The organism is Streptomyces sp. V4I8 (genome assembly GCF_041261225.1).
GTDB lineage: Bacteria > Actinomycetota > Actinomycetes > Streptomycetales > Streptomycetaceae > Streptomyces.
The window spans coordinates 4,290,702-4,308,849 of sequence record NZ_JBGCCN010000001.1 but is presented as its reverse complement, the minus strand read 5'-3'; the positions used below and the strand labels follow the sequence as shown (position 1 = coordinate 4,308,849).

General features: G+C 72.6%; 17 protein-coding genes. 7 read left to right on the top strand and 10 right to left on the bottom strand.

Annotated elements, in window-relative coordinates:
- Positions 1-35: 35 nt before the first annotated feature.
- Genes ABIE67_RS19500 through ABIE67_RS19485 form a run of 4 tightly spaced genes read right to left on the bottom strand, consistent with a single transcriptional unit; the run spans position 36 to position 3,346 of the window.
- Positions 36-971 carry an ABC transporter substrate-binding protein gene (locus tag ABIE67_RS19500; RefSeq protein ID WP_370259104.1) on the bottom strand — a complete coding sequence of 312 codons (936 nt, stop codon included), beginning with the start codon at positions 969-971 and terminating at the stop codon, positions 36-38.
- An 11-nt stretch (positions 972-982) separates the two neighbouring features.
- Positions 983-1,645: an ABC transporter permease gene (locus ABIE67_RS19495; RefSeq protein WP_370259103.1), complete on the bottom strand. Its 663-nt coding sequence runs from the start codon at positions 1,643-1,645 to the stop codon at positions 983-985.
- A 1-nt stretch (position 1,646) separates the two neighbouring features.
- Positions 1,647-2,288: an ABC transporter permease gene (locus tag ABIE67_RS19490; protein WP_370259102.1), complete on the bottom strand. Its 642-nt coding sequence runs from the start codon at positions 2,286-2,288 to the stop codon at positions 1,647-1,649.
- On the bottom strand, positions 2,285-3,346 hold the full coding sequence (locus ABIE67_RS19485) for an ABC transporter ATP-binding protein (protein WP_370268744.1): 1,062 nt from the start codon (positions 3,344-3,346) through the stop codon (positions 2,285-2,287). The genes ABIE67_RS19490 and ABIE67_RS19485 overlap by 4 nt, the downstream gene beginning before the upstream one ends.
- Before the next feature lie 142 nt (positions 3,347-3,488).
- Between ABIE67_RS19485 and ABIE67_RS19480 the strand changes: the two genes are divergently transcribed.
- The 3 genes from ABIE67_RS19480 (at position 3,489) to ABIE67_RS19470 (ending at position 6,567) form a co-directional block, all read left to right on the top strand.
- A complete protein-coding gene (locus ABIE67_RS19480; protein WP_370259101.1) occupies positions 3,489-5,018 on the top strand; it encodes an aromatic amino acid ammonia-lyase in 1,530 nt (509 codons plus the stop codon).
- Positions 5,015-5,887 carry a MurR/RpiR family transcriptional regulator gene (locus ABIE67_RS19475; RefSeq protein ID WP_370259100.1) on the top strand — a complete coding sequence of 291 codons (873 nt, stop codon included), beginning with the start codon at positions 5,015-5,017 and terminating at the stop codon, positions 5,885-5,887. Before ABIE67_RS19480 ends, ABIE67_RS19475 begins: the two co-directional genes overlap by 4 nt.
- A 95-nt stretch (positions 5,888-5,982) precedes the next feature.
- Positions 5,983-6,567, top strand: a complete 585-nt coding sequence (locus ABIE67_RS19470) for a hypothetical protein (RefSeq protein ID WP_370259099.1) — start codon at positions 5,983-5,985, stop codon at positions 6,565-6,567.
- Between the two features lie 24 nt (positions 6,568-6,591).
- Here the strand turns inward: ABIE67_RS19470 and ABIE67_RS19465 are convergent, their stop codons facing one another.
- The 5 genes from ABIE67_RS19465 to ABIE67_RS19445 all read right to left on the bottom strand — a co-directional run bounded on the left by ABIE67_RS19465 (position 6,592) and on the right by ABIE67_RS19445 (position 10,429).
- Positions 6,592-6,966 carry a hypothetical protein gene (locus ABIE67_RS19465; protein ID WP_370259098.1) on the bottom strand — a complete coding sequence of 125 codons (375 nt, stop codon included), beginning with the start codon at positions 6,964-6,966 and terminating at the stop codon, positions 6,592-6,594.
- A 14-nt stretch (positions 6,967-6,980) separates the two neighbouring features.
- Positions 6,981-7,481, bottom strand: a complete 501-nt coding sequence (locus ABIE67_RS19460) for a roadblock/LC7 domain-containing protein (RefSeq protein ID WP_370268741.1) — start codon at positions 7,479-7,481, stop codon at positions 6,981-6,983.
- A gap of 151 nt (positions 7,482-7,632) precedes the next feature.
- The gene (locus ABIE67_RS19455) at positions 7,633-8,421 is read right to left on the bottom strand and encodes a transcriptional regulator (RefSeq protein WP_370259097.1); all 789 of its coding nucleotides are present in this window, start codon (positions 8,419-8,421) and stop codon (positions 7,633-7,635) included.
- Positions 8,418-8,810: a hypothetical protein gene (locus ABIE67_RS19450; RefSeq protein WP_370259096.1), complete on the bottom strand. Its 393-nt coding sequence runs from the start codon at positions 8,808-8,810 to the stop codon at positions 8,418-8,420. The genes ABIE67_RS19455 and ABIE67_RS19450 overlap by 4 nt, the downstream gene beginning before the upstream one ends.
- A gap of 182 nt (positions 8,811-8,992) precedes the next feature.
- The gene (locus ABIE67_RS19445; RefSeq protein WP_370259095.1) at positions 8,993-10,429 is read right to left on the bottom strand and encodes a diaminopimelate decarboxylase; all 1,437 of its coding nucleotides are present in this window, start codon (positions 10,427-10,429) and stop codon (positions 8,993-8,995) included.
- A 127-nt stretch (positions 10,430-10,556) separates the two neighbouring features.
- Here ABIE67_RS19445 and hutU point away from each other — a divergent pair, with 127 nt between their 5' ends.
- Genes hutU through hutI form a run of 4 tightly spaced genes read left to right on the top strand, consistent with a single transcriptional unit; the run spans position 10,557 to position 16,385 of the window.
- On the top strand, positions 10,557-12,239 hold the full coding sequence (gene hutU, locus ABIE67_RS19440) for a urocanate hydratase (RefSeq protein ID WP_370259094.1): 1,683 nt from the start codon (positions 10,557-10,559) through the stop codon (positions 12,237-12,239).
- A 35-nt stretch (positions 12,240-12,274) separates the two neighbouring features.
- Positions 12,275-13,747 carry an allantoate amidohydrolase gene (locus tag ABIE67_RS19435; RefSeq protein ID WP_370268739.1) on the top strand — a complete coding sequence of 491 codons (1,473 nt, stop codon included), beginning with the start codon at positions 12,275-12,277 and terminating at the stop codon, positions 13,745-13,747.
- Positions 13,744-15,093 carry a formimidoylglutamate deiminase gene (locus ABIE67_RS19430; RefSeq protein ID WP_370259093.1) on the top strand — a complete coding sequence of 450 codons (1,350 nt, stop codon included), beginning with the start codon at positions 13,744-13,746 and terminating at the stop codon, positions 15,091-15,093. Before ABIE67_RS19435 ends, ABIE67_RS19430 begins: the two co-directional genes overlap by 4 nt.
- On the top strand, positions 15,090-16,385 hold the full coding sequence (gene hutI / locus ABIE67_RS19425; protein WP_370259092.1) for an imidazolonepropionase: 1,296 nt from the start codon (positions 15,090-15,092) through the stop codon (positions 16,383-16,385). The genes ABIE67_RS19430 and hutI overlap by 4 nt, the downstream gene beginning before the upstream one ends.
- Before the next feature lie 27 nt (positions 16,386-16,412).
- Here hutI and ABIE67_RS19420 read toward each other — a convergent pair whose 3' ends face one another.
- Complete coding sequence (locus tag ABIE67_RS19420; RefSeq protein WP_370259091.1) at positions 16,413-17,993, bottom strand: ricin-type beta-trefoil lectin domain protein; 1,581 nt, start codon at positions 17,991-17,993, stop codon at positions 16,413-16,415.
- Between the last annotated feature and the right edge of the window lie 155 nt (positions 17,994-18,148).

Below are 18,148 nucleotides of genomic sequence, written 5' to 3'. Positions count from 1 at the left end.
CCCCCTGTTCGGCTGGGGTATACGGCAGGGCGGCGTCACTTCACCAGCCCGTGTTCCTTCGCGTAGGCGTTCGCCACGTCCTCCGGGTCCTTCTTGTCCTTGTCGACCTGCCGGTTCAGCTCGGTCAGCTGGGCGGTGGTCAGGGTGTTGCCGAGGCGGGCGAGGGCCTTGCGGACCGTGGAGTCGGCCTTGCGGTCGGTGATGAGGGGGACGACGTGCTGGCCGGGGATGAGGTTCTTGGGGTCGGTCAGGACCACCCAGTCGTTGGCCTGGATGTCGGTGTCGGTGGTGAACAGGTTGGCCACGTCCACGTCGCCCTTCTTCAGGGCGCCCTTGACCAGCGGTCCGGAGGAGTCGAGGGACTTGAACTCCTTGAACTCCACGCCGTACACGTCCTTCAGGCCGACCGCCCCGACCTCCCGCTTCTTCACCTCGGGCGCGGCGCCGATCACCAGCTTGCCGTTCTGCTTCTTCAGGTCGGCGAGGGAGGTCAGGCCGTACTTCCGGGCCGTCTCCCGGGTGACGACGAAGGCGTCGGAGTCCTCGGCCATGCCGTACGGCAGCACCTGGAGGCCGCTGGGGAGGGCGATGGTGAGGGCGTTCTGCATCTCGCCCTCCTCGGTGGCCGTCGCCTTGGGGGCGACGTAGTGGAGCAGGGCGCCCTGGTACTCGGGGAGCAGGTCGATGTCGCCGCCCTTGAGAGCGGGGATGAGGATCTCGCGGGTGCCGAGGTTGGGGCGGACGTTCACCTTCACGCCGGCCGCGTCGAGTACGGCGGCGTAGAGGTGGCCGAGCACCTGGTTCTCGGTGAAGTTGGCGGTGCCGATGGTGATCCCGCCCTTGCTGGAGCCGCCGCCGCCGGCGGAGGTCCCCTCGCCTTCGAGGGAGGTGATGCCGCTGGAGCAGGCGGACAGGGCGGGGACGGTGACGGCCGCTCCTGCGAGCGCGCCGAGGAGAGTGCGACGGTTCATCGAGAGAATCCCTAGGCAGTGCGGTGGCGGAAGAGGAAGCGCTGGAGGCCGGAGAGGGCCAGGTCCAGGGCCACGGCGACCACGGCGACCAGCACCGCGCCGCCGAGCACCTGCACGAGGTCGCGCTGGGCCAGGCCGTCGAAGACATAGCGGCCCAGGCCGCCGAAGGAGACGTACGCGGCGATGGTGGCGGTGGCCACGACCTGGATCAGTGCCAGGCGCAGGCCGGTCATGATCAGGGGGAGGGCGAGGGGGAGCTCCACCTGGAGGAGGACCTGGTGGCCGCGCATCCCCTGCCCGCGTGCCGCGTCCTTCACGTCCGGGTCGACGGCCGTCATCCCCGCGTAGGTGTTGGTGACGATCGCCGGGACCGCCAGGGCGACGAGGGCGACGTAGACGGGGAGCATGGACAGTCCGCCGGCCAGGAAGACCAGCACGACCAGGCCGACGGTCGGCAGGGCGCGGCCGAAGGACGCGAGGTTGATCGCGAGGAAGGCGCCCTTGCCCGTGTGGCCGATCAGCAGGCCGAGGGGGAGGCCGATCGCCGCCGCGATGAGGGTGGCGAGGAGGGAGTACTGGAGGTGTTCGGCCAGGCGGTGGCCGATGCCGTCCGGGCCGGTCCACTGCTCGCTGCCGACCAGCCATGCGCCGAGGTTCTTGAAGAGTTCGTACATGTCAGGCTCGCCGCCTCCGCCAGGGGGTCAGGACGTACTGGAGGGCGACCAGCGCCGCGTCCGCGACCACGGCGAGCAGGAGGGTGAGGACCACTCCGACGATCACCGGGGTGGGGAAGTTGCGCTGGAAGCCGTCGGTGAAGAGCTGGCCGAGACCGCCGTCGCCGATGTAGGTCGCGACCGAGACCAGGGAGATGGACATGACCGTCGCGATCCGGACACCCGCCATGATCACGGGGAGCGCGAGCGGGAACTCGACCGTCAGGAGCGTGCGCAGGGGGCGCGTGCCCATCGCCTTCGCCGCTTCCTTGACCCTCACCGGGACCGAGTCGAGGCCCTCGACCGTGTTCCGCAGCAGGACGACCAGGGTGTAGACCGTCAGACCGATGACCGTGGTGGTGCGGGTGAGGCCGGAGACCGGGAGCAGCAGGACGAAGATCGCGATCGACGGGATCGTGAACAGGACGTTCGACAGGCCCAGCAGGAAGCCGCGCAGGGGGCGGATCCGGTGGGCGATCACCGCGAGGGGCAGCGAGATCAGCACGCCGAGGAAGACGGCGGTGAGCGCGGCCTGGAGGTGGGAGAGCGTCAGGGTGGTCAGGTCGTCGGTGTGGTCGCCTATCCACGACCAGTCGATGGTCATGCGGCCACCTCGGACTCCGTGTGCGCCCGGGCCCGCGTGTGCGCCTGGCCCGCGTGCTCGTGGATGTCGTCGCGGGAGGAGACGCCGGTGAGGACGCCGTCGGCGTCGACGCGCGCTATCAGGCCGGTGGGGGAGGCGATGGACTCGTCGAGGGCCGCGAGGAGGGAGTCGCCGTCCTTGAGGGGGCGTACGGGGAGTTCGCCGTCCTTCGGGTCCCGCGACGCCCAGTGCAGCGGCTTGTTCGCCGCGTCGAGTACGAGGCTCCAGTCGCCGCCCTCCGGCGCCGGGCCCTGCGGGACGTCCGCGAGGGTGCGCAGGCTCAGCAGCTTCAGGCCGCGCTCGGCGCCGAGGAAGTCGGCCACGAAGTCGTCGGCGGGGCGGGCGAGGAGCTCGGCGGGCGGGGCGCACTGGACCAGGTGGCCGCCGGTGCGGAAGATCGCGATCTGGTCGCCCAGCCGTACGGCCTCGTCGACGTCGTGGGTGACGAAGACGATGGTCTTGCTCAACTCCTTCTGGAGTCTGAGCAGTTCGTCCTGGAGCTGGGTGCGCACGACGGGGTCGACCGCGCCGAACGGCTCGTCCATCAGCAGCACGGGCGGGTCGGCGGCGAGCGCGCGGGCGACGCCTACGCGCTGCTGCTGTCCGCCGGAGAGCTGGTGCGGGTAACGCTTGCCGGCGTCGGCCGTGAGACCGACCGTCTCAAGGAGCTCCGCCGCCCGGGTGCGCGCCCTGCGGCGGCTCCAGCCGAGCAGGAGCGGCACGGTGGCGATGTTGTCGAGCACCGTGCGGTGCGGGAAGAGGCCCGCCTGCTGGATGACGTAACCGATGGAGCGGCGCAGCTCGGCGGCGTCCTGCCGGGTGACGTCCTGGCCGCCGACCCGGATGGTGCCGGAGGTCGGCTCCACCATCCGGTTGATCATCCGCAGGGTGGTCGTCTTGCCGCAACCGGAGGATCCGACCAGGACGGTCACGCCGCCCTCCGGCATGTCCAGGGAGAGATCGTGGACTGCTGTCGTGCCGTTGGGGAAGCGCTTGTGGACCGCGTCGAACTGGATCATGAGATGTCCCTTGCCCGGGCTGTATAACGTCATGCAGAGTTCTTGGTAGCTGAATAGGTTGTCAACGGGTTGGTGTAAATCCGAAGTAACGGATGACCGAAGGGCAAGATCGAATGTCCTGGTTGAGGGGAGTATGGGCTTGATGTCGTCTCGGATCGTGGACGCGTCGGGTGTGGTGTCCTCTGGGCACAGCGGTGGACACACCGGCCTGGTCGTCCTCGACGGAATCGGGCTCGGCGTCGAGGACGTCGTACGCCTGGCCGAGGGAACCGCGCGGCCGGTCCCCGCGACCGACGCGTTGAAGCGCGCCGAGGAGTCCTGGGACGCCGCCCGCCTCATCGCCGCGACCGGCCGCGTCTACGGCCGCTCAACCGGCGTGGGCGCCAACCGGAACGAGGACGTGCCCACCGACGCCGCCGCCGAACACGGCCTGCGCCTGCTGCGCAGCCACGCCGGCGCCATCGGCGAGGAGCTGCCCGCCCGGCAGGTGCGGGCCATGCTCGCCGTACGGGCCAACCAGCTGCTCGCGGGTGGCGCGGGCCTGCGCCCCACCGTCATCACCGCCCTGTGCGAGGCGCTGGAGAGCGGCGCCCATCCGGTCGTGAACGAGTTCGGCTCGGTCGGCACCGGAGACCTCGCGGCGCTGGCCCAGACCGGCCTCGCGCTGGCCGGCGAGCATCCCTGGCGCGGCTCCGGCGCCCCCGAGGCGCAGCAGCTCGACAACAATGACGCCCTCGCGTTCATCAGCAGCAACGCCCTCACCCTCGGCCAGGCGGCCCTCGCCCTGCACGAACTGCGCGGCCTCGTCGCCGCCACCCAGGTCGTCGGCGCCCTCTCCCTGCTCGCCGTCGACGGCTCCCACGAGGCGTACGCCGCCCCCGTGCACACCGCGCGACCGCACCGGGGCAGCACCGAGGTCGCCCGCCGTATGCGGGAGTTGATCGGCGCCGAGGACCGGCCCACCCCGCCGCTGGGCCGGATCCAGGACCCGTACGGCTTCCGCTGTCTGCCCCAGATCCACGGCCCCGCGCACGACGCCGCCGACGCCCTGGAGGAGGTGCTCGCGGTGGAGATCAACGCGGCCGCCGAGAACCCCCTCATCTCCCCCGAGGACATGGCCGCCTACCACCACGGCGGCTTCTACCAGGCCCAACTCGCCCTCGCCCTGGACCACTTCCGGCTGGCCCTGACCCAGGTGGCCCGGCTGTCGACCTCCCGGCTGTCCACCCTGAACGAGCCCGCCTACACCCGTCTGAAGCCCTTCCTCGCCGACCCCGAACCCGCCTCGTCCGGCGTGATGATCCTGGAGTACGCCGCCGCGGCCGCCCTCGGTGATCTGCGGGCCTTCTCCGCCCCCGCCTCGCTCGGCCACGCTGTACTCTCCCGGGGCGTGGAGGAGCAGGCCAGCTTTGCCTCGCTCGCCGCACGGCAGACACTGCGTGCCTGCGGCGCGTACCGTCTGGTCGTCGGCTGTGAACTCGTCGCCGCCGTACGGGCGTTGCGCCTGCGCGACCTCCGGCCCGACCCGGAGCTTCCGGTGGGCCGGGCGCTGGCGCTGGCCGAGTCGGTGCTCGACGACGACCTGGCCGACCGGCCGCTCACCGATGATGTGACGGCGGCGGCAGCGCTGCTGGACCGGTTCACGGACATCTGGAGGGGGAGCGCGGCATGAGCGCGGACAGGAACACGAGCGGGGCGGCACAGGGGACGGACAGCCCCGCCGCGCGGCTCCAGGCGCTCTTCGAGGGGCACCGGCTCACCCCGACCCAGCGCCGCATCGCGCACAGCATGGTGCGCCGGGCCGCCGACGTGCCCTTCCTGTCCAGCGTGGAGCTGGCCGAACTGGCCGGGGTCAGCCAGCCCTCCGTGACCCGCTTCGCCGTCGCCCTCGGCTTCGACGGCTACCCGGCGCTGCGCAAGCACCTGCGCGAGGTCGCCCCCGTGGAGCAGGCGGTCGACGCCGGCTCGTACAACGAGTACCAGCAGGCCGTCGAGGCCGAGATCGAGAACCTGCGGCACCTGGCGGAGGTGCTGGCCGACCCGCGTCCGGTGCAGAGGGCCGGGCGCGTGCTCTCGGCCTCGCGCCCCCTGCCGGTGCTGGGGCTGCGGGCGGCAGCCTCCCAGGCGTACGGCTTCGCGTACTTCGCCGCCAAGGTCCACCCGGACGTACGGCTGCTCCACGAGGGCGGCACGATGATCCACGACCGTATCGACGCCGCCGTCCGGGTCGGCGCGACGGCCCTGCTCTGCTTCGCGCTGCCCCGGCACCCGCGCGAGGTCGTGGACACCCTGGCCTACGCCAAGGAGGCCGGGCTGACGGTGGTGACGGTGGCCGACTCGGCCTTCGCGCCGGTCGCCAAGGTCTCCGACCTGCTGCTGCCCGCCGCCGTCGGCACGGGCCTCGCGTTCGACACCGCCTGCGCGCCGATGCTGCTGGGCCGGGTCCTGCTGGAGGCGATGTGCGACGACCTGCCGGACGCGCAGGCGCGGCTGGAGGAGTTCGACGCGCGTGCGGCCACGCGGGGGCTGTTCGTCGAGTGATTCGGTAGGAGCCGAACCACTTCTTAAGACTCGTCTCACGTTGGCTGGCTAGCGTGCGCACAGCATCTGGACAGACGTGAGACGGGAGGCTGGACGTGGCACGCGCAGGAGGGCATGGCCTGGCTCGGGTGGCCGTCGTCGTACGGGCCGGGTCGGCGCCGTTGTGGTGGCTCGGGGTGTTCGCGGCGGGCATCGGTGTACTGCCGCCGGGTGTCACGGGCCGCAGGATCGGCGTCCTGGCGGGCGCCGCCTTGTTCATCGTGGCGACAGCCGTGGTCGCGTACGCCCGCCGCAAGCGGTACGCCGACCTGATCCGCTCGGCCGCCCGGGCCGGCAGGCACGATGTGCTCCAGGACCGTGCGGTGGCCGTGCGCAACTGGCGCCGGGGCCACCGCTGGTGGCTGCTGCTGGCCTTCCTCGCCGCGCTGGGCAGCGCGTTCGCCGTGCCCGCGGCGGGCGGGATGCTGCTGGCGGGGTGCGGGGCGGGGCTGCGGCTCAAGGCGGCCTGGCTCGGTCGGCGGGAGCGGGCCGAGAACGCCCTGCTGTGGGTACGGGTCGACTGGCTCGACGCACGGGGCGGCCGACCCGCGGGCAAGGCGGTCAAGGCGTATCGCGGTACGGGCACCGCCGCGGGCGACGCGGCCCCGGGCGGGGCCCGCCGCCGCACGGCGCTGGTGTAGCTCAGCCCTTCCGGGCGGTGCGGGTCAGACCTCCAGGTCCTCCTCGATCTTCTTCAACTGGTGCCTGGCCATGGCCAGGTTGGCGCGCTTGGCGTCGAGGACCAGGTACAGGAAGAGGCCGTTGCCACCGCGCCCGGTGATCAGCCGGATCAGGTGGTACTGGTCGGAGAGGGTGATCAGGATGTCCTCGATACCGCCCTTGAGGCCGAGGTGCTCCATCGTGCGCATCTTGGCGCGGACGACGTCGGTGTTGCCGGCGGCGGCGACATTCAGGTCGAAGGTTTTGCTGCCGCCCAGCGTGCCCAGGGCCATCCCGCTGGTGTAGTCGACGAGCGCGACCCCGGTCGCCCCCTCGATCGAGGCGAGGCATTCCTTCAGGGTGGTCTCGGTGTTGGCCATGACGTGTGTTCCTCTCAACTCTCGGTAGTGGTGCGCGCGTCGGCAGTGGTGGTGCGTGCGGAACGCGCGGTTCTGGTGCGGGTGGGCATGGGTTTGGCGGGCTCCTTGGCGGAGCTCTTGGCGGGGCTCCTCTTGGGCGGCGCCGCCGTCGCGTCGACGAGCTCGCCGATGCGGGCACCGGCGCGGCGGCCCTCCAGATGCAGCCGGCCGACGTTGACGCCGTCCGTGGCCAGCAGCGTCAGTACGGCGGTGCGTCCCGCCGCGTACGTCGCCACATAGCCGTCCGTCCCGCGTACGAGCAGCTCGCGGAAGTCGCCCCGTCCGGTCGCGTCCGTCACGCGCATCGCGACGCCGAGTGCGGCGGCGGTGAGCGCGGCGAGGCCGTCCGGCTCGACGCCGGGAGTGTCGTGGGCGAGGACGAGACCGTCCACGCCGGCCGCGAGCGCTCCGGTCAGCTGGGGCACGCGGGCTCTGAGCCGACGGAACTCGTCGAGTATCGGGGCCTCGGCCGCCATCAGGTTTCTCCTCTCGGCACGGGACCGCTGCGCCGGGCGAGGCGCCCCGGCCTGCTGGCGGTCCTTGAAGGGCCTGCGGTTCCCGTCGGGTGCGCGGTTCTCGTCGGGCCCGCGGTCCTCGATGGGTGTGCGGTCCTCGATGGGTGTGCGGTCAAAGGGCCTCCAGCGCATCCCTGACCCTCTTCAGCAGCGCGACATAGGGATCGGCCGCCTCGGGCGGAAGGTCCGGGAGGGGCGGCGGTGGCTGCGGGGACACGAGCCCCGCGGCGGCCAGCCGCCGGAGGTGCACCAGCGTGTGGAACGCCGGCCTGCCCAGCTCCCGCGCGATGTCCGTGGCCCGCCGCACGCCGTCCACCCGTTCCAGTACGGCGGCCTGCCGGGGCGGCACCGCGGGCGCCGCGACCGGGTCGGCGCGGATCAGGGGCGCGCCGTCCGTCGCCGGGTCGGGCCAGATGCGGCACAGCAGGGCGCGGCGGCGCAGCGTCTCGCGCTCCAGCGCGGCGACCGGCACGGGATGCACGCAGGCGAGCCAGTGCGCGGTGCCGTAGCGGAACCGGCCCGGCGTGCTGCTGGGGGCCAGGGCGAAGTACGCGGCGTCGTACAGGGCGCTCACCTGCGCCAGCTCCAGCGCGCCCGGCGTGACCCCGTGCCCCAGCAGCCGCCCCCCGTCGCCGCTGTCCTCGGCGTCCCGCCAGGCCTCGGCGGCGAGGGTGCCGTGCGCGATGAGGAGCTCGTCGAGGCGGGGGGCGAGCGGGCTCTCGGCGTGCACCACCCGGCCCTCGGCGAGATGGAGCGTGCCGTGCTCGCGGTCCAGGACGCCGGTGGCCCGCTCCTCCGCGAGCCGGGTCAGCATCGGTGAGACGCCGGCCCCGACCCGCTGGTGCGCCGTCGCCCGGTCCCGGACCGGCAGAGGCGGTGGAGGGCTGTCGACCACGGTCATCCCAGCACCAGCCGTTCGGCCATCTCGCCCAGCCGGATGCGGGCCAGGGCGAGATTGCCGTCCGCGCGGGCCAGCCACAGGTACAGGAACACGCTGCTGTCGAAGGACGTCGGCACGAACCGCAGCACGTGGTAGCTGTCCCGGTTGCTGAGGATCACGTCCTCGACCGGCGGATCCCCGCTGTCCGTGCCGTCCGTCGGCCCGAACGCGTGCTGCTCGGCGGCCAGCCGCGCGAGCTCCGCCGCCTCGGCGGCCGCCGTCTCGTGATCACCGCCCGGAGGATCCCCCACCGTGCCCAGGGCCAGCCCGCTCGTCCAGTCGACCAGCGCGGCGCCCCGCGCACCGGGCAACCGCATCGTCTCCAGCAAGCACTCGTCGATTCCGGGCACCGTCGCTCCCCTCCCGCCTCGGGGTCCGGCTGAGTGACGGCCAAACTACGCAACGTGTGTGCGGCGAGTGAGCGTTCGGGCATTTTCCAGTGGAACATGCGCCGAGTGACTAGGGTGGGTCAACTGACCCTGTTTTCGAGTGACTTGATCGCGCATGGAGTACAGCTGCCGTTTGGCGTGCGTCAACGGCGCTTCGGCGCTGCCAGGGCGGTGAGCGAGGCCGCGTGCGCCCCTCCTGATTCGGCCACGATCTCGTCGAGCGACTGCGCCTCGCGCACGGTCGCGAAGGCGATGTCCCCGGCCCCGTCCGGCGCGAAGCCGTAGATGCCGGGCCGGGCAAGGGAGTTGTAGGCGTAGTGGTGCGCGAAGTAGTACGCCCCGGTGTCCAGCGCCGCCGCGAAGTCCCCCTGCTCCAGCAGCGGCAGTGCGGCCCCCTCGGCCAGCAGATCACCCGAGAAGCAGGCCGGTCCGGCCACGTCCTGCACCACGTCCGGCCCCTCCTTCGGGCGTCCCTTGCCGTCGTACGCGGCGATCCGCAGCGGCCAGCTCCCCGGCGCGTACACCGTGCGCGTGGCGACCTGCACGCCCGCGTGCGTGACCGCCACCGGGCGCCCTCCCGCGCTCTTGGCGTACTCGACCCGCGCCACTACCGTCCCGTGCTTGGCGAGAAGCGACCGGCCGAACTCGGTGACCAGCCCATAGCGCCCGTCGAACAGCCCCGGCACCGCCTCCCTGAGCAGCCGCGCGTACTGCGCGTACGTCGGCGTGGTCGCGTCCGACGCGAAGTTCACCGGCAGCCCGCCGCCGATGTCGAGCGTGGTGATCTGCCGCCGCCCGATCCGCGTGTTGATCTCCTCGGCGAGCGCGTACGCCTCCGCGACCCCCTGCGCCATCAGCGACAGCGGGATGCCCTGCGAGCCGGTGTGCGCATGCAGCCGGGTCAGCCACGGGCGGTCCTGGTATGCCCGCACCACCCACTCCCGCGCCCCCTCGTCACGCAGCGCCACCCCGAACTTCGACGTCGCCGTGGCCGTGGACGTCGCCTCGATGGACCCCCCGCCGACCTGCGGATTCACCCGGATCCCGAGGGGAGAGCGGCTGGCGGCGGACTTCATCAGGCCGTCGATACGGTCCAGTTCCTGCGGGTTGTCCGCGTTGACGGCGATGTGCAGCGCCAGCGCCTCCCGCAGCTCGGCCGGCGTCTTGGCCGGCGAGTCCAGGACCGTCATCTCCGGGCGCAGCCCCGCCGCCCGAGCCAGCGCCAGTTCACCCGGGCTGGCCACCTCGGCGCCGATGCCCTCCTCGCGCAGCAGCCGCAGCACCGGCACCAGCGGGGTCGCCTTCACGGCGAAGGCGTGCAGCACGGGCGTGCCCGGGGCCACCACCGCGTCGAACGCCGCCCGCAGTGCCGCCGCCGACTCCCGGATGCCGGTGACGTCGAGCAGGCCGACGATGGGGGAGCCGGGCCCGAGCAGCCCCTGCTCCACGGCCGCCCGCACCGCGTCGTCCCGCCGGGCCACCCGGTCGGCGTCATACGCCGGCATCCCGGATCCGTCGCCTGCTCCGCCGCCCACTCCGTTGTCCACAACATCCCCCGTCATGTCGTCGTCCGAGCCCATGCATCCAGCCAAACATCCGGGACGCGCGAGCGCTGGCCCGCGAACGTATTGACTAGCTCTATTCAGACGGTCAGGATGTGAATACCAACCTCAACAGTTCACATCACAGTCCGCTGGGAGGCAGACCATGTCAGGACCCCGCCCCGTCCGAGCGCCGCGCGGTACGGAACTGAGTGCCCTGGGATGGCAGCAGGAAGCCGCCCTGCGGATGCTGCAGAACAACCTCGACCCCGAGGTCGCCGAGCACCCCGACAAGCTCGTCGTCTACGGCGGCACCGGCAAGGCCGCCCGTGACTGGCGCTCCTTCGACGCGATGGTGCGCACGCTGAAGGGCCTGAAGCAGGACGAGACGATGCTCGTCCAGTCCGGCCGCCCGGTCGGCGTCATGCAGACCCACGAGTGGGCCCCGCGCGTCCTCATCGCCAACTCCAACCTCGTCGGTGACTGGGCCAACTGGGAGGAGTTCCGCCGCCTGGAGGCCCTCGGCCTCACCATGTACGGCCAGATGACGGCCGGCTCCTGGATCTACATCGGCACCCAGGGCATCCTCCAGGGCACCTACGAGACCTTCGCCGCCGTCGCCGCGAAGCTGCATTCAATGGGTAAAGGGGTCGACGGCACCCTCGCCGGGACGATCACCCTCACCGCCGGTCTCGGCGGCATGGGCGGTGCCCAGCCCCTCGCCGTCACCATGAACGACGGCGTCGCGATCTGCATCGACTGCGACCCGCGCGCCATCGAGCGGCGCATCGAGCACCGCTACCTGGACGTGAAGGCCGACTCCCTCGACCACGCCCTCCAGCTCGCCGTCGAGGCTCGCGACGCCCGCCGGCCGCTCTCCATCGGCGTCCTCGGCAACGCGGCGGAACTGCTCCCGCAGCTCCTCGCCATGGGCGCCCCCATCGACATCGTCACCGACCAGACCTCGGCCCACGACCCGCTGGCGTATCTGCCGCTGGGCGTCGACTTCGACGACATGGCGGACGCCGCCGCCAAGGACCCGGCGGGCTTCACCACCAAGGCCCGCGAGTCGATGGCCCGGCACGTCGAGGCCATGGTCGGCTTCATGGACGCCGGCGCCGAGGTCTTCGACTACGGCAACTCGATCCGCGGCGAGGCCCAACTCGCCGGATACGAGCGGGCGTTCGCCTTCCCCGGCTTCGTGCCGGCCTACATCCGCCCCCTGTTCTGCGAGGGCAAGGGCCCCTTCCGCTGGGCCGCCCTGTCCGGCGACCCCGCCGACATCGCCAAGACCGACAAGGCGATCCTCGACCTCTTCCCGGAGAACGAGTCCCTCGCCCGCTGGATCAAGATGGCCGGCGAGCGCGTCCACTTCCAGGGCCTGCCCGCGCGCATCTGCTGGCTCGGCTACGGCGAGCGGGACAAGGCCGGCGAGCGGTTCAACGACATGGTGGCGAGCGGTGAGCTGGCCGCGCCGCTGGCGATCGGCCGCGACCACCTGGACTGCGGCTCGGTGGCCTCTCCCTACCGTGAGACCGAGTCCATGCTCGACGGCTCCGACGCGATCGCCGACTGGCCGCTGCTGAACGCCATGGTGAACGTGGCTTCGGGCGCCTCCTGGGTCTCCCTCCACCACGGTGGCGGCGTCGGCATGGGGCGGTCGATCCACGCCGGGCAGGTGACGGTGGCCGACGGCACGAAGCTCGGCGGCGAGAAGATCCGCCGGGTGCTGACCAACGACCCCGGGATGGGGGTCATCCGGCATGTCGACGCCGGGTACGACATCGCGGACTCCGTCGCCGACGAGCGGGGTGTGCGGGTGCCTATGCGCGAGGGTGACGACGCGTGACCCTTCCGGGAGATGAGCGGGGCGGCAACCGCCCGGTGGGGGCTGAGGCCCCGTCGCCGGGTGTGGGTGCGGGTGCGGGTGTGGGTGCAATTGCGGGTTCGGGTCCGGCTGTGCCCACCCGTTCCGCCCTGCGGAACGACTGCCCACAGCCTGTGGAGGGCGGCGGGTCGCAGCCTGTCGTGGGCGGTGGTTCACAGCCTGTGCGGGGCGACGGGTCACAGCCTGTGCGTGGTGACGGGTCGCAGCCTGTGCGTGGTGACGGGTCGCAGCCTGTCGTGGGTGGCGGCTCCTTCCACCGGATGTGGCGCGAGCTGCTCCCCATCGGTCGGCACCCCGACTCCCACGGCTACCGGCGCTTCGCCTGGACCGGTGCCGATCTCGAATGCCGGGCCTGGTTCAAGGAGCAGGCCGAGGGACGCGGGCTCGCCTACGAGGTCGACCGGAACGGGAACCAGTGGGCCTGGCTCGGGGACCCCGCGGCCGGGGACGCCGTCGTCACCGGGTCGCATCTGGACTCCGTGCCGGACGGGGGCGCCTTCGACGGGCCCCTGGGTGTCGTGTCCTCCTTCGCCGCCCTCGACGAACTGCGCGGCAGGGGCGTGGACTTCGCCAAGCCCCTCGCCGTCGTCAACTTCGGCGACGAGGAGGGCGCCCGGTTCGGGCTCGCCTGTGTCGGATCCCGGCTCACCGCCGGGCAGCTCACCGTCGAGGGCGCCCACAGGCTGACCGACGGGGACGGGGTCAGCCTGCCCCGGGCCATGGAGGCCGCGGGGTACGACCCCGACGCCATCGGCTCCGACCCGGAGCGGCTCGCCCGCATCGGTGCCTTCGTCGAACTGCACGTCGAGCAGGGCCGTGCCCTCGACCTGTCCGGCGACCGGGTCGGCATCGCCAGCGCCATCTGGCCGCACGGCCGGTGGCGGTTCGACTTCCGCGGCGAGGCCAACCACGCGGGGACCACACGGCTCGTGGACCGGCGCGACCCGATGCTGTCGTACGCCGAGACCGTGCTCGCCGCCCGCCGGGAGGCGCAGCTCGCCGGTGCCGTCGCCACCTTCGGCAAGATCGCCGTCGAGCCCAACGGCGTCAACGCCATCCCCTCCCTCGTGCGCGGCTGGCTCGACTCCCGTGCCGAGGACCAGGCGAGCCTCGACCGCGTCGTCGGCGGCATCGAGAGGGCGGCCCGGGAGTACGCGGCAGCCCACGGCATCGACCTCGACATCGTCCGGGAGTCCTTCACGCCCGTCGTCGAGTTCGACCACGCCCTGCGCGACGAACTGGCCCGCATCCTCGGCCAGGAGAGGGAACCCGAGCTCAAGGTCCCCGTCCTCGGCACCGGCGCCGGACACGACGCCGGAATCCTGTCCGGGACCATCCCGACCGCCATGCTGTTCGTACGCAACCCCACGGGCGTCTCGCACTCCCCGGCCGAGTTCGCCGCCGAGGACGACTGCGTGGCCGGAGTGACCGCCCTCGCCGACGTACTGGAAGGACTGGCCTGCACGTGACGCCCACCCAGCGGACCCGTACGTACTGGCTGGAGCACGCCTGGCTCGGCACCCACGTCGAGCCGGGCGTGGCCCTCGACGTCCGGGACGGCCGCATCACCGTCGTCCGGACCGACGTCCCGACCCCGCCGCCCGGCGCCGAAATCCTGCGCGGCCTGACGCTCCCCGGCCTGGCGAACGCGCACAGCCACGCCTTCCACCGCGCCCTGCGCTCCACCGTCCAGGTCGGCTCCGGCACCTTCTGGACCTGGCGCGAGGTCATGTACGCCACCGCCGACCGGCTGACCCCGGAGAACTACCGCGACCTCGCCCGCGCGGTGTACGCGGAGATGGCGCTGGCCGGCGTCACGAGCGTCGGTGAGTTCCACTATGTGCACCACGCTCCCGGCGGCACTCCCTACGCCGACCCCAACGCGATGGGCGAGGCCCTCATCGAGGCCGCCGCCGACGCCGGCATCCGTATCACCCTCCTCGACACGGCCTATCTCTCCTCCGGCTTCGGGCAGGCCCCCGACAAGCACCAGCTCCGCTTCTCCGACGGCAGCGCGGACGCCTGGGCCGAACGCTGTTCAGTTCTCAAGGACCGGGATCACGCACGGATCGGGGCAGCGATCCACTCCGTACGGGCCGTGCCCGCCGACCGGTTGGCGACCGTGGCGCGGTGGGCCGAGGAGCGGCGGGCCCCGCTCCATGTGCACCTGTCCGAGCAGACCGCCGAGAACGACGCCTGCCGGGAAGCCCACGGCTGCACGCCCACCCAGCTCCTCGCCGAGCACGGAGTCCTCGGGCGGCGCACCACCGGCGTCCACAACACCCACCTCACCGACGAGGACATCGCCCTCATCGGCGGCAGCGGCACCGGCACCTGCATGTGCCCGACGACCGAACGGGACCTGGCGGACGGCATCGGACCCGCCGTCGCCCTCCAGAAGGCCGGCTCCCCGCTCTCCCTCGGCTCCGACAGCCACGCCGTGATCGACCTGCTCGAAGAGGCCCGCGCGATGGAGCTGAACGAGCGCCTGCGCACCCGTACACGCGGTCACTGGACGGCGGCGGCCCTCCTGCGGGCGGCCTCGGCCGACGGCCACGCGGCCCTCGGCTGGGACGGCGCGGGCACCCTGGAGTCCGGTGCGCTCGCCGACTTCACCACCATCGCGCTCGACTCGGTCAGGACGGCAGGGCCGCTTCCGCGGCTCGGGGCCGAGACGGCCGTATTCGCCGCGTCGGCAGCAGACGTGTCGCATACGGTCGTGGGAGGTCGGCACGTCGTACGGGACGGGGTCCACGCCCTCGTACCGGATGTGCCGAAAGCCCTCGCGGACGCCGTCGAAGCCCTGCGCGGATGACCGCGGGCCGCCCACCCACGCGGCCCGCCTCCGCCCCCGAACCCGCCCCCACCGCCGACCAGGCCACCAAGGACGCCATGAGCAACGCGACGACCGTCAGCCCCGCCCACTCCGCGAGCACCGCAAGCACGCTCATCACCAACATCGCCGCCCTGGTCACCAACAACCCCTCCCTAGGTGACGGATCCCCCCTCGGACTGATCCAGGACGCGGCCGTCGCCATCGAAGGCGACCGCGTCGTGTGGACCGGTGATCAAAGCAAAGCACCCGCCACTGACAACCGGGTCGACGCCGGCGGCCGGGCGGTCGTCCCGGGCTTCGTGGACTCCCACTCCCACCTCGTCTTCGCGGGCGACCGCACGCAGGAGTTCAACGCCCGCATGTCGGGGCGCCCGTACAGCGCGGGCGGCATCCGCACGACCGTCGCCGCCACCCGCGCCGCGAGCGACGAGGAACTGGAGGCCAACCTCACCCGTTACCTCCACGAGGCCCTCCGCCAGGGCACCACCACCTTCGAGACCAAGTCCGGCTACGGCCTGACCGTCGAGGACGAGGCCCGCGCCCTGCGCATCGCCGCCGCCCACACCGACGAGGTCACCTACCTCGGCGCCCACATCGTCTCCCCGGACCACGCCGACGACCCGGCGTCGTACGTCGCCCTCGTCACCGGCGAGATGCTCGACGCCTGTGCCCCGTACGCCCGTTGGATCGACGTCTTCTGCGAGAAGGGCGCCTTCGACGGCGACCAGGCCCGCGCGATCCTCACCGCGGGCAAGGCCAGGGGCCTGCACCCCCGCGTCCACGCCAACCAGCTCTCCTACGGCCCCGGCGTCCAGCTCGCCGTAGAACTCGACGCCGCCTCCGCCGACCACTGCACCCACCTGACGGACGACGACGTGGACGCGCTCGCCAACAGCGACACCGTCGCCACCCTCCTCCCCGGCGCCGAGTTCTCCACCCGCGCCGAGTGGCCGGACGCCCGCCGCCTCCTCGACGCGGGCGCCACCGTCGCCCTCTCCACCGACTGCAACCCGGGCTCGTCCTTCACCTCCTCCGTGCCCTTCTGCATCGCTCTCGCGGTACGGGACATGGGGATGACACCGGACGAGGCGGTCTGGGCGGCCACGGCGGGCGGTGCGGCGGCCCTGCGCCGCGACGACATCGGCCGCCTCACCCCGGGCGCCCGCGCCGACCTGCTCGTCCTCGACGCACCGAGCCATGTGCACCTGGCCTACCGGCCGGGTGTGCCGCTGGTCAGCCAGGTGTGGCGGCGGGGTGTGCGCGAGGCCTGAGTCCCCAGGGGTGCCAGGCCGCCCGGGTCACGTCACTCCCGCCTTCCAGCGCTGCCCCGCACCCCCATTCACCGGCTCCAGCGACAGCCGGTCCCCGGCGGCGCCGTCCGGAGTCACCGCCCTTTCGAGGGCGATGGCCGGCCGGATCGCCCCGTCGTCGTCCACCACGAACCGCAGGTTGCGCCCGTTGGACCCGTAGACCGAGTCGCACGTCCAGATCCCGACGCCCCGGTCCGTCGAACCCCGGCTGTCCAGGCAGAAGCCGGGGTCGGCGGCCGACTGGAGGACGCCACGATCCGTGTCGACCCGCCAGCGCTGGGTGCGGGACGAGCCGCAGGGGGACGTGATCACGTCGGTGCCGTTGAAGAAGGCGCCGCCCACGTCCAGGCAGAGCCCCGAGGCGACGTTCACGACCTGGGCGTAGGTGCCGGTCGGCGGATGGGTGGGGGAGGGGGTCGGCTTCGGGCGGGCCGTCCTCGTCGGCGTCGGACTCATCGTCGGGGACGGCGACTTGGAGCTCCGTGACGCTGAGGGGGACGCTGAGGGGGACGGCGAGGGTGATGACGTCGACGGTGTCGCCGACACCGTGGCCGTCACCGTCACCGCGACCGGCGGCACGCTCACCGGGGTGCTCACCGAAGCCACCGGATCCTGCGCCGACGACCCGCCCTGCGCCGCCAGGAACGCCACCAGCGGCAGCAACGCCACCCCGATCGCGGCCGACACCAGCACGACCCGGCGACGGTCCGGCCGCCACCCCCGCTCCCGCCAACTCCCCTCCGCCGCACGGCCGACGCCGCCCCGCTCTCCCGCGTCCCCGGCCACATACGCCGTCCCGCCCCACGGCAGCAGCCCCTCCGCCAGCGCCCCGCGCGGAGCGTCCCGCAGCGCCGACAGCTCCTCGTACGCCGTCGTGCAGTGCGGGCAATGGGCCATGTGGGCGTGCAGGTCGGCGCTGTCGCGGGGACTGTCCGGCCGTACGGACTCCTCGATGAGACGGCCGAAGTCGGGGCAGTCGGGGTCGTCGGAGGCGGCGAGGCGGGCGCGCAGGCAGGACCGGGCCAGCTGCTGGAGCGCCGGGTCCGTGCCGTAGGTGACGTCCTCGCGGGTGAGGCCGAGGAGCCCGGCCGTCCGCTCCGCCGGTTCCCGCTCCACCACCCCGTACCAGATCAGGCCCTGGGTGCGGGACGGCAGCGACTGGAACGCCGTGAGCATGGGCGGGACCGGGCCGTAAGGGCCCGTGGTGTTCAGGACGAGCAGCAGCCCCGCGTCGAGGCCCGCCGCCCGCTCGTCCCCGGCCCAGGTGCCGGCCAAGCGGGCGGTCAGCAGCAGGAGTTGGTGCCGCCAGGGAAGCCCGGGGTCGATGCCGCGTGCCGTCTGACGGGCCGCCAGGGTGAATGCCTGGGCCGCCAACTGCCGGGCCGTCGACTCGTTCGGGGTGCACAGGCGGGCGTAGGCGAGGACGGGTGCGTGATGGCGGGCGCGGAGCTCCTGGAGCGCCGGATACGCGGTGGCCGTCGGGGCGCGCAGCAGTTCGGTGAGCCGTGCGTCGGACGCGCCCCCGTATGTCCCACGGTCACGGTCTCCACCGTCGTCGGACCGAGCCATCCGCCTGCCTCCTTGCAGCCGTGCGACCCGCCCGGAGTCTGGCCTACCGGCGGGTATGACGGCTCATAGTGGAGGAAGGGAAGCCGTGGGGAAAGGGTTTCTGTGGGTAACCCGTGCGTCCTGTGTGAGGTGCGGGTGAGCCGCGCGCGAGCCTG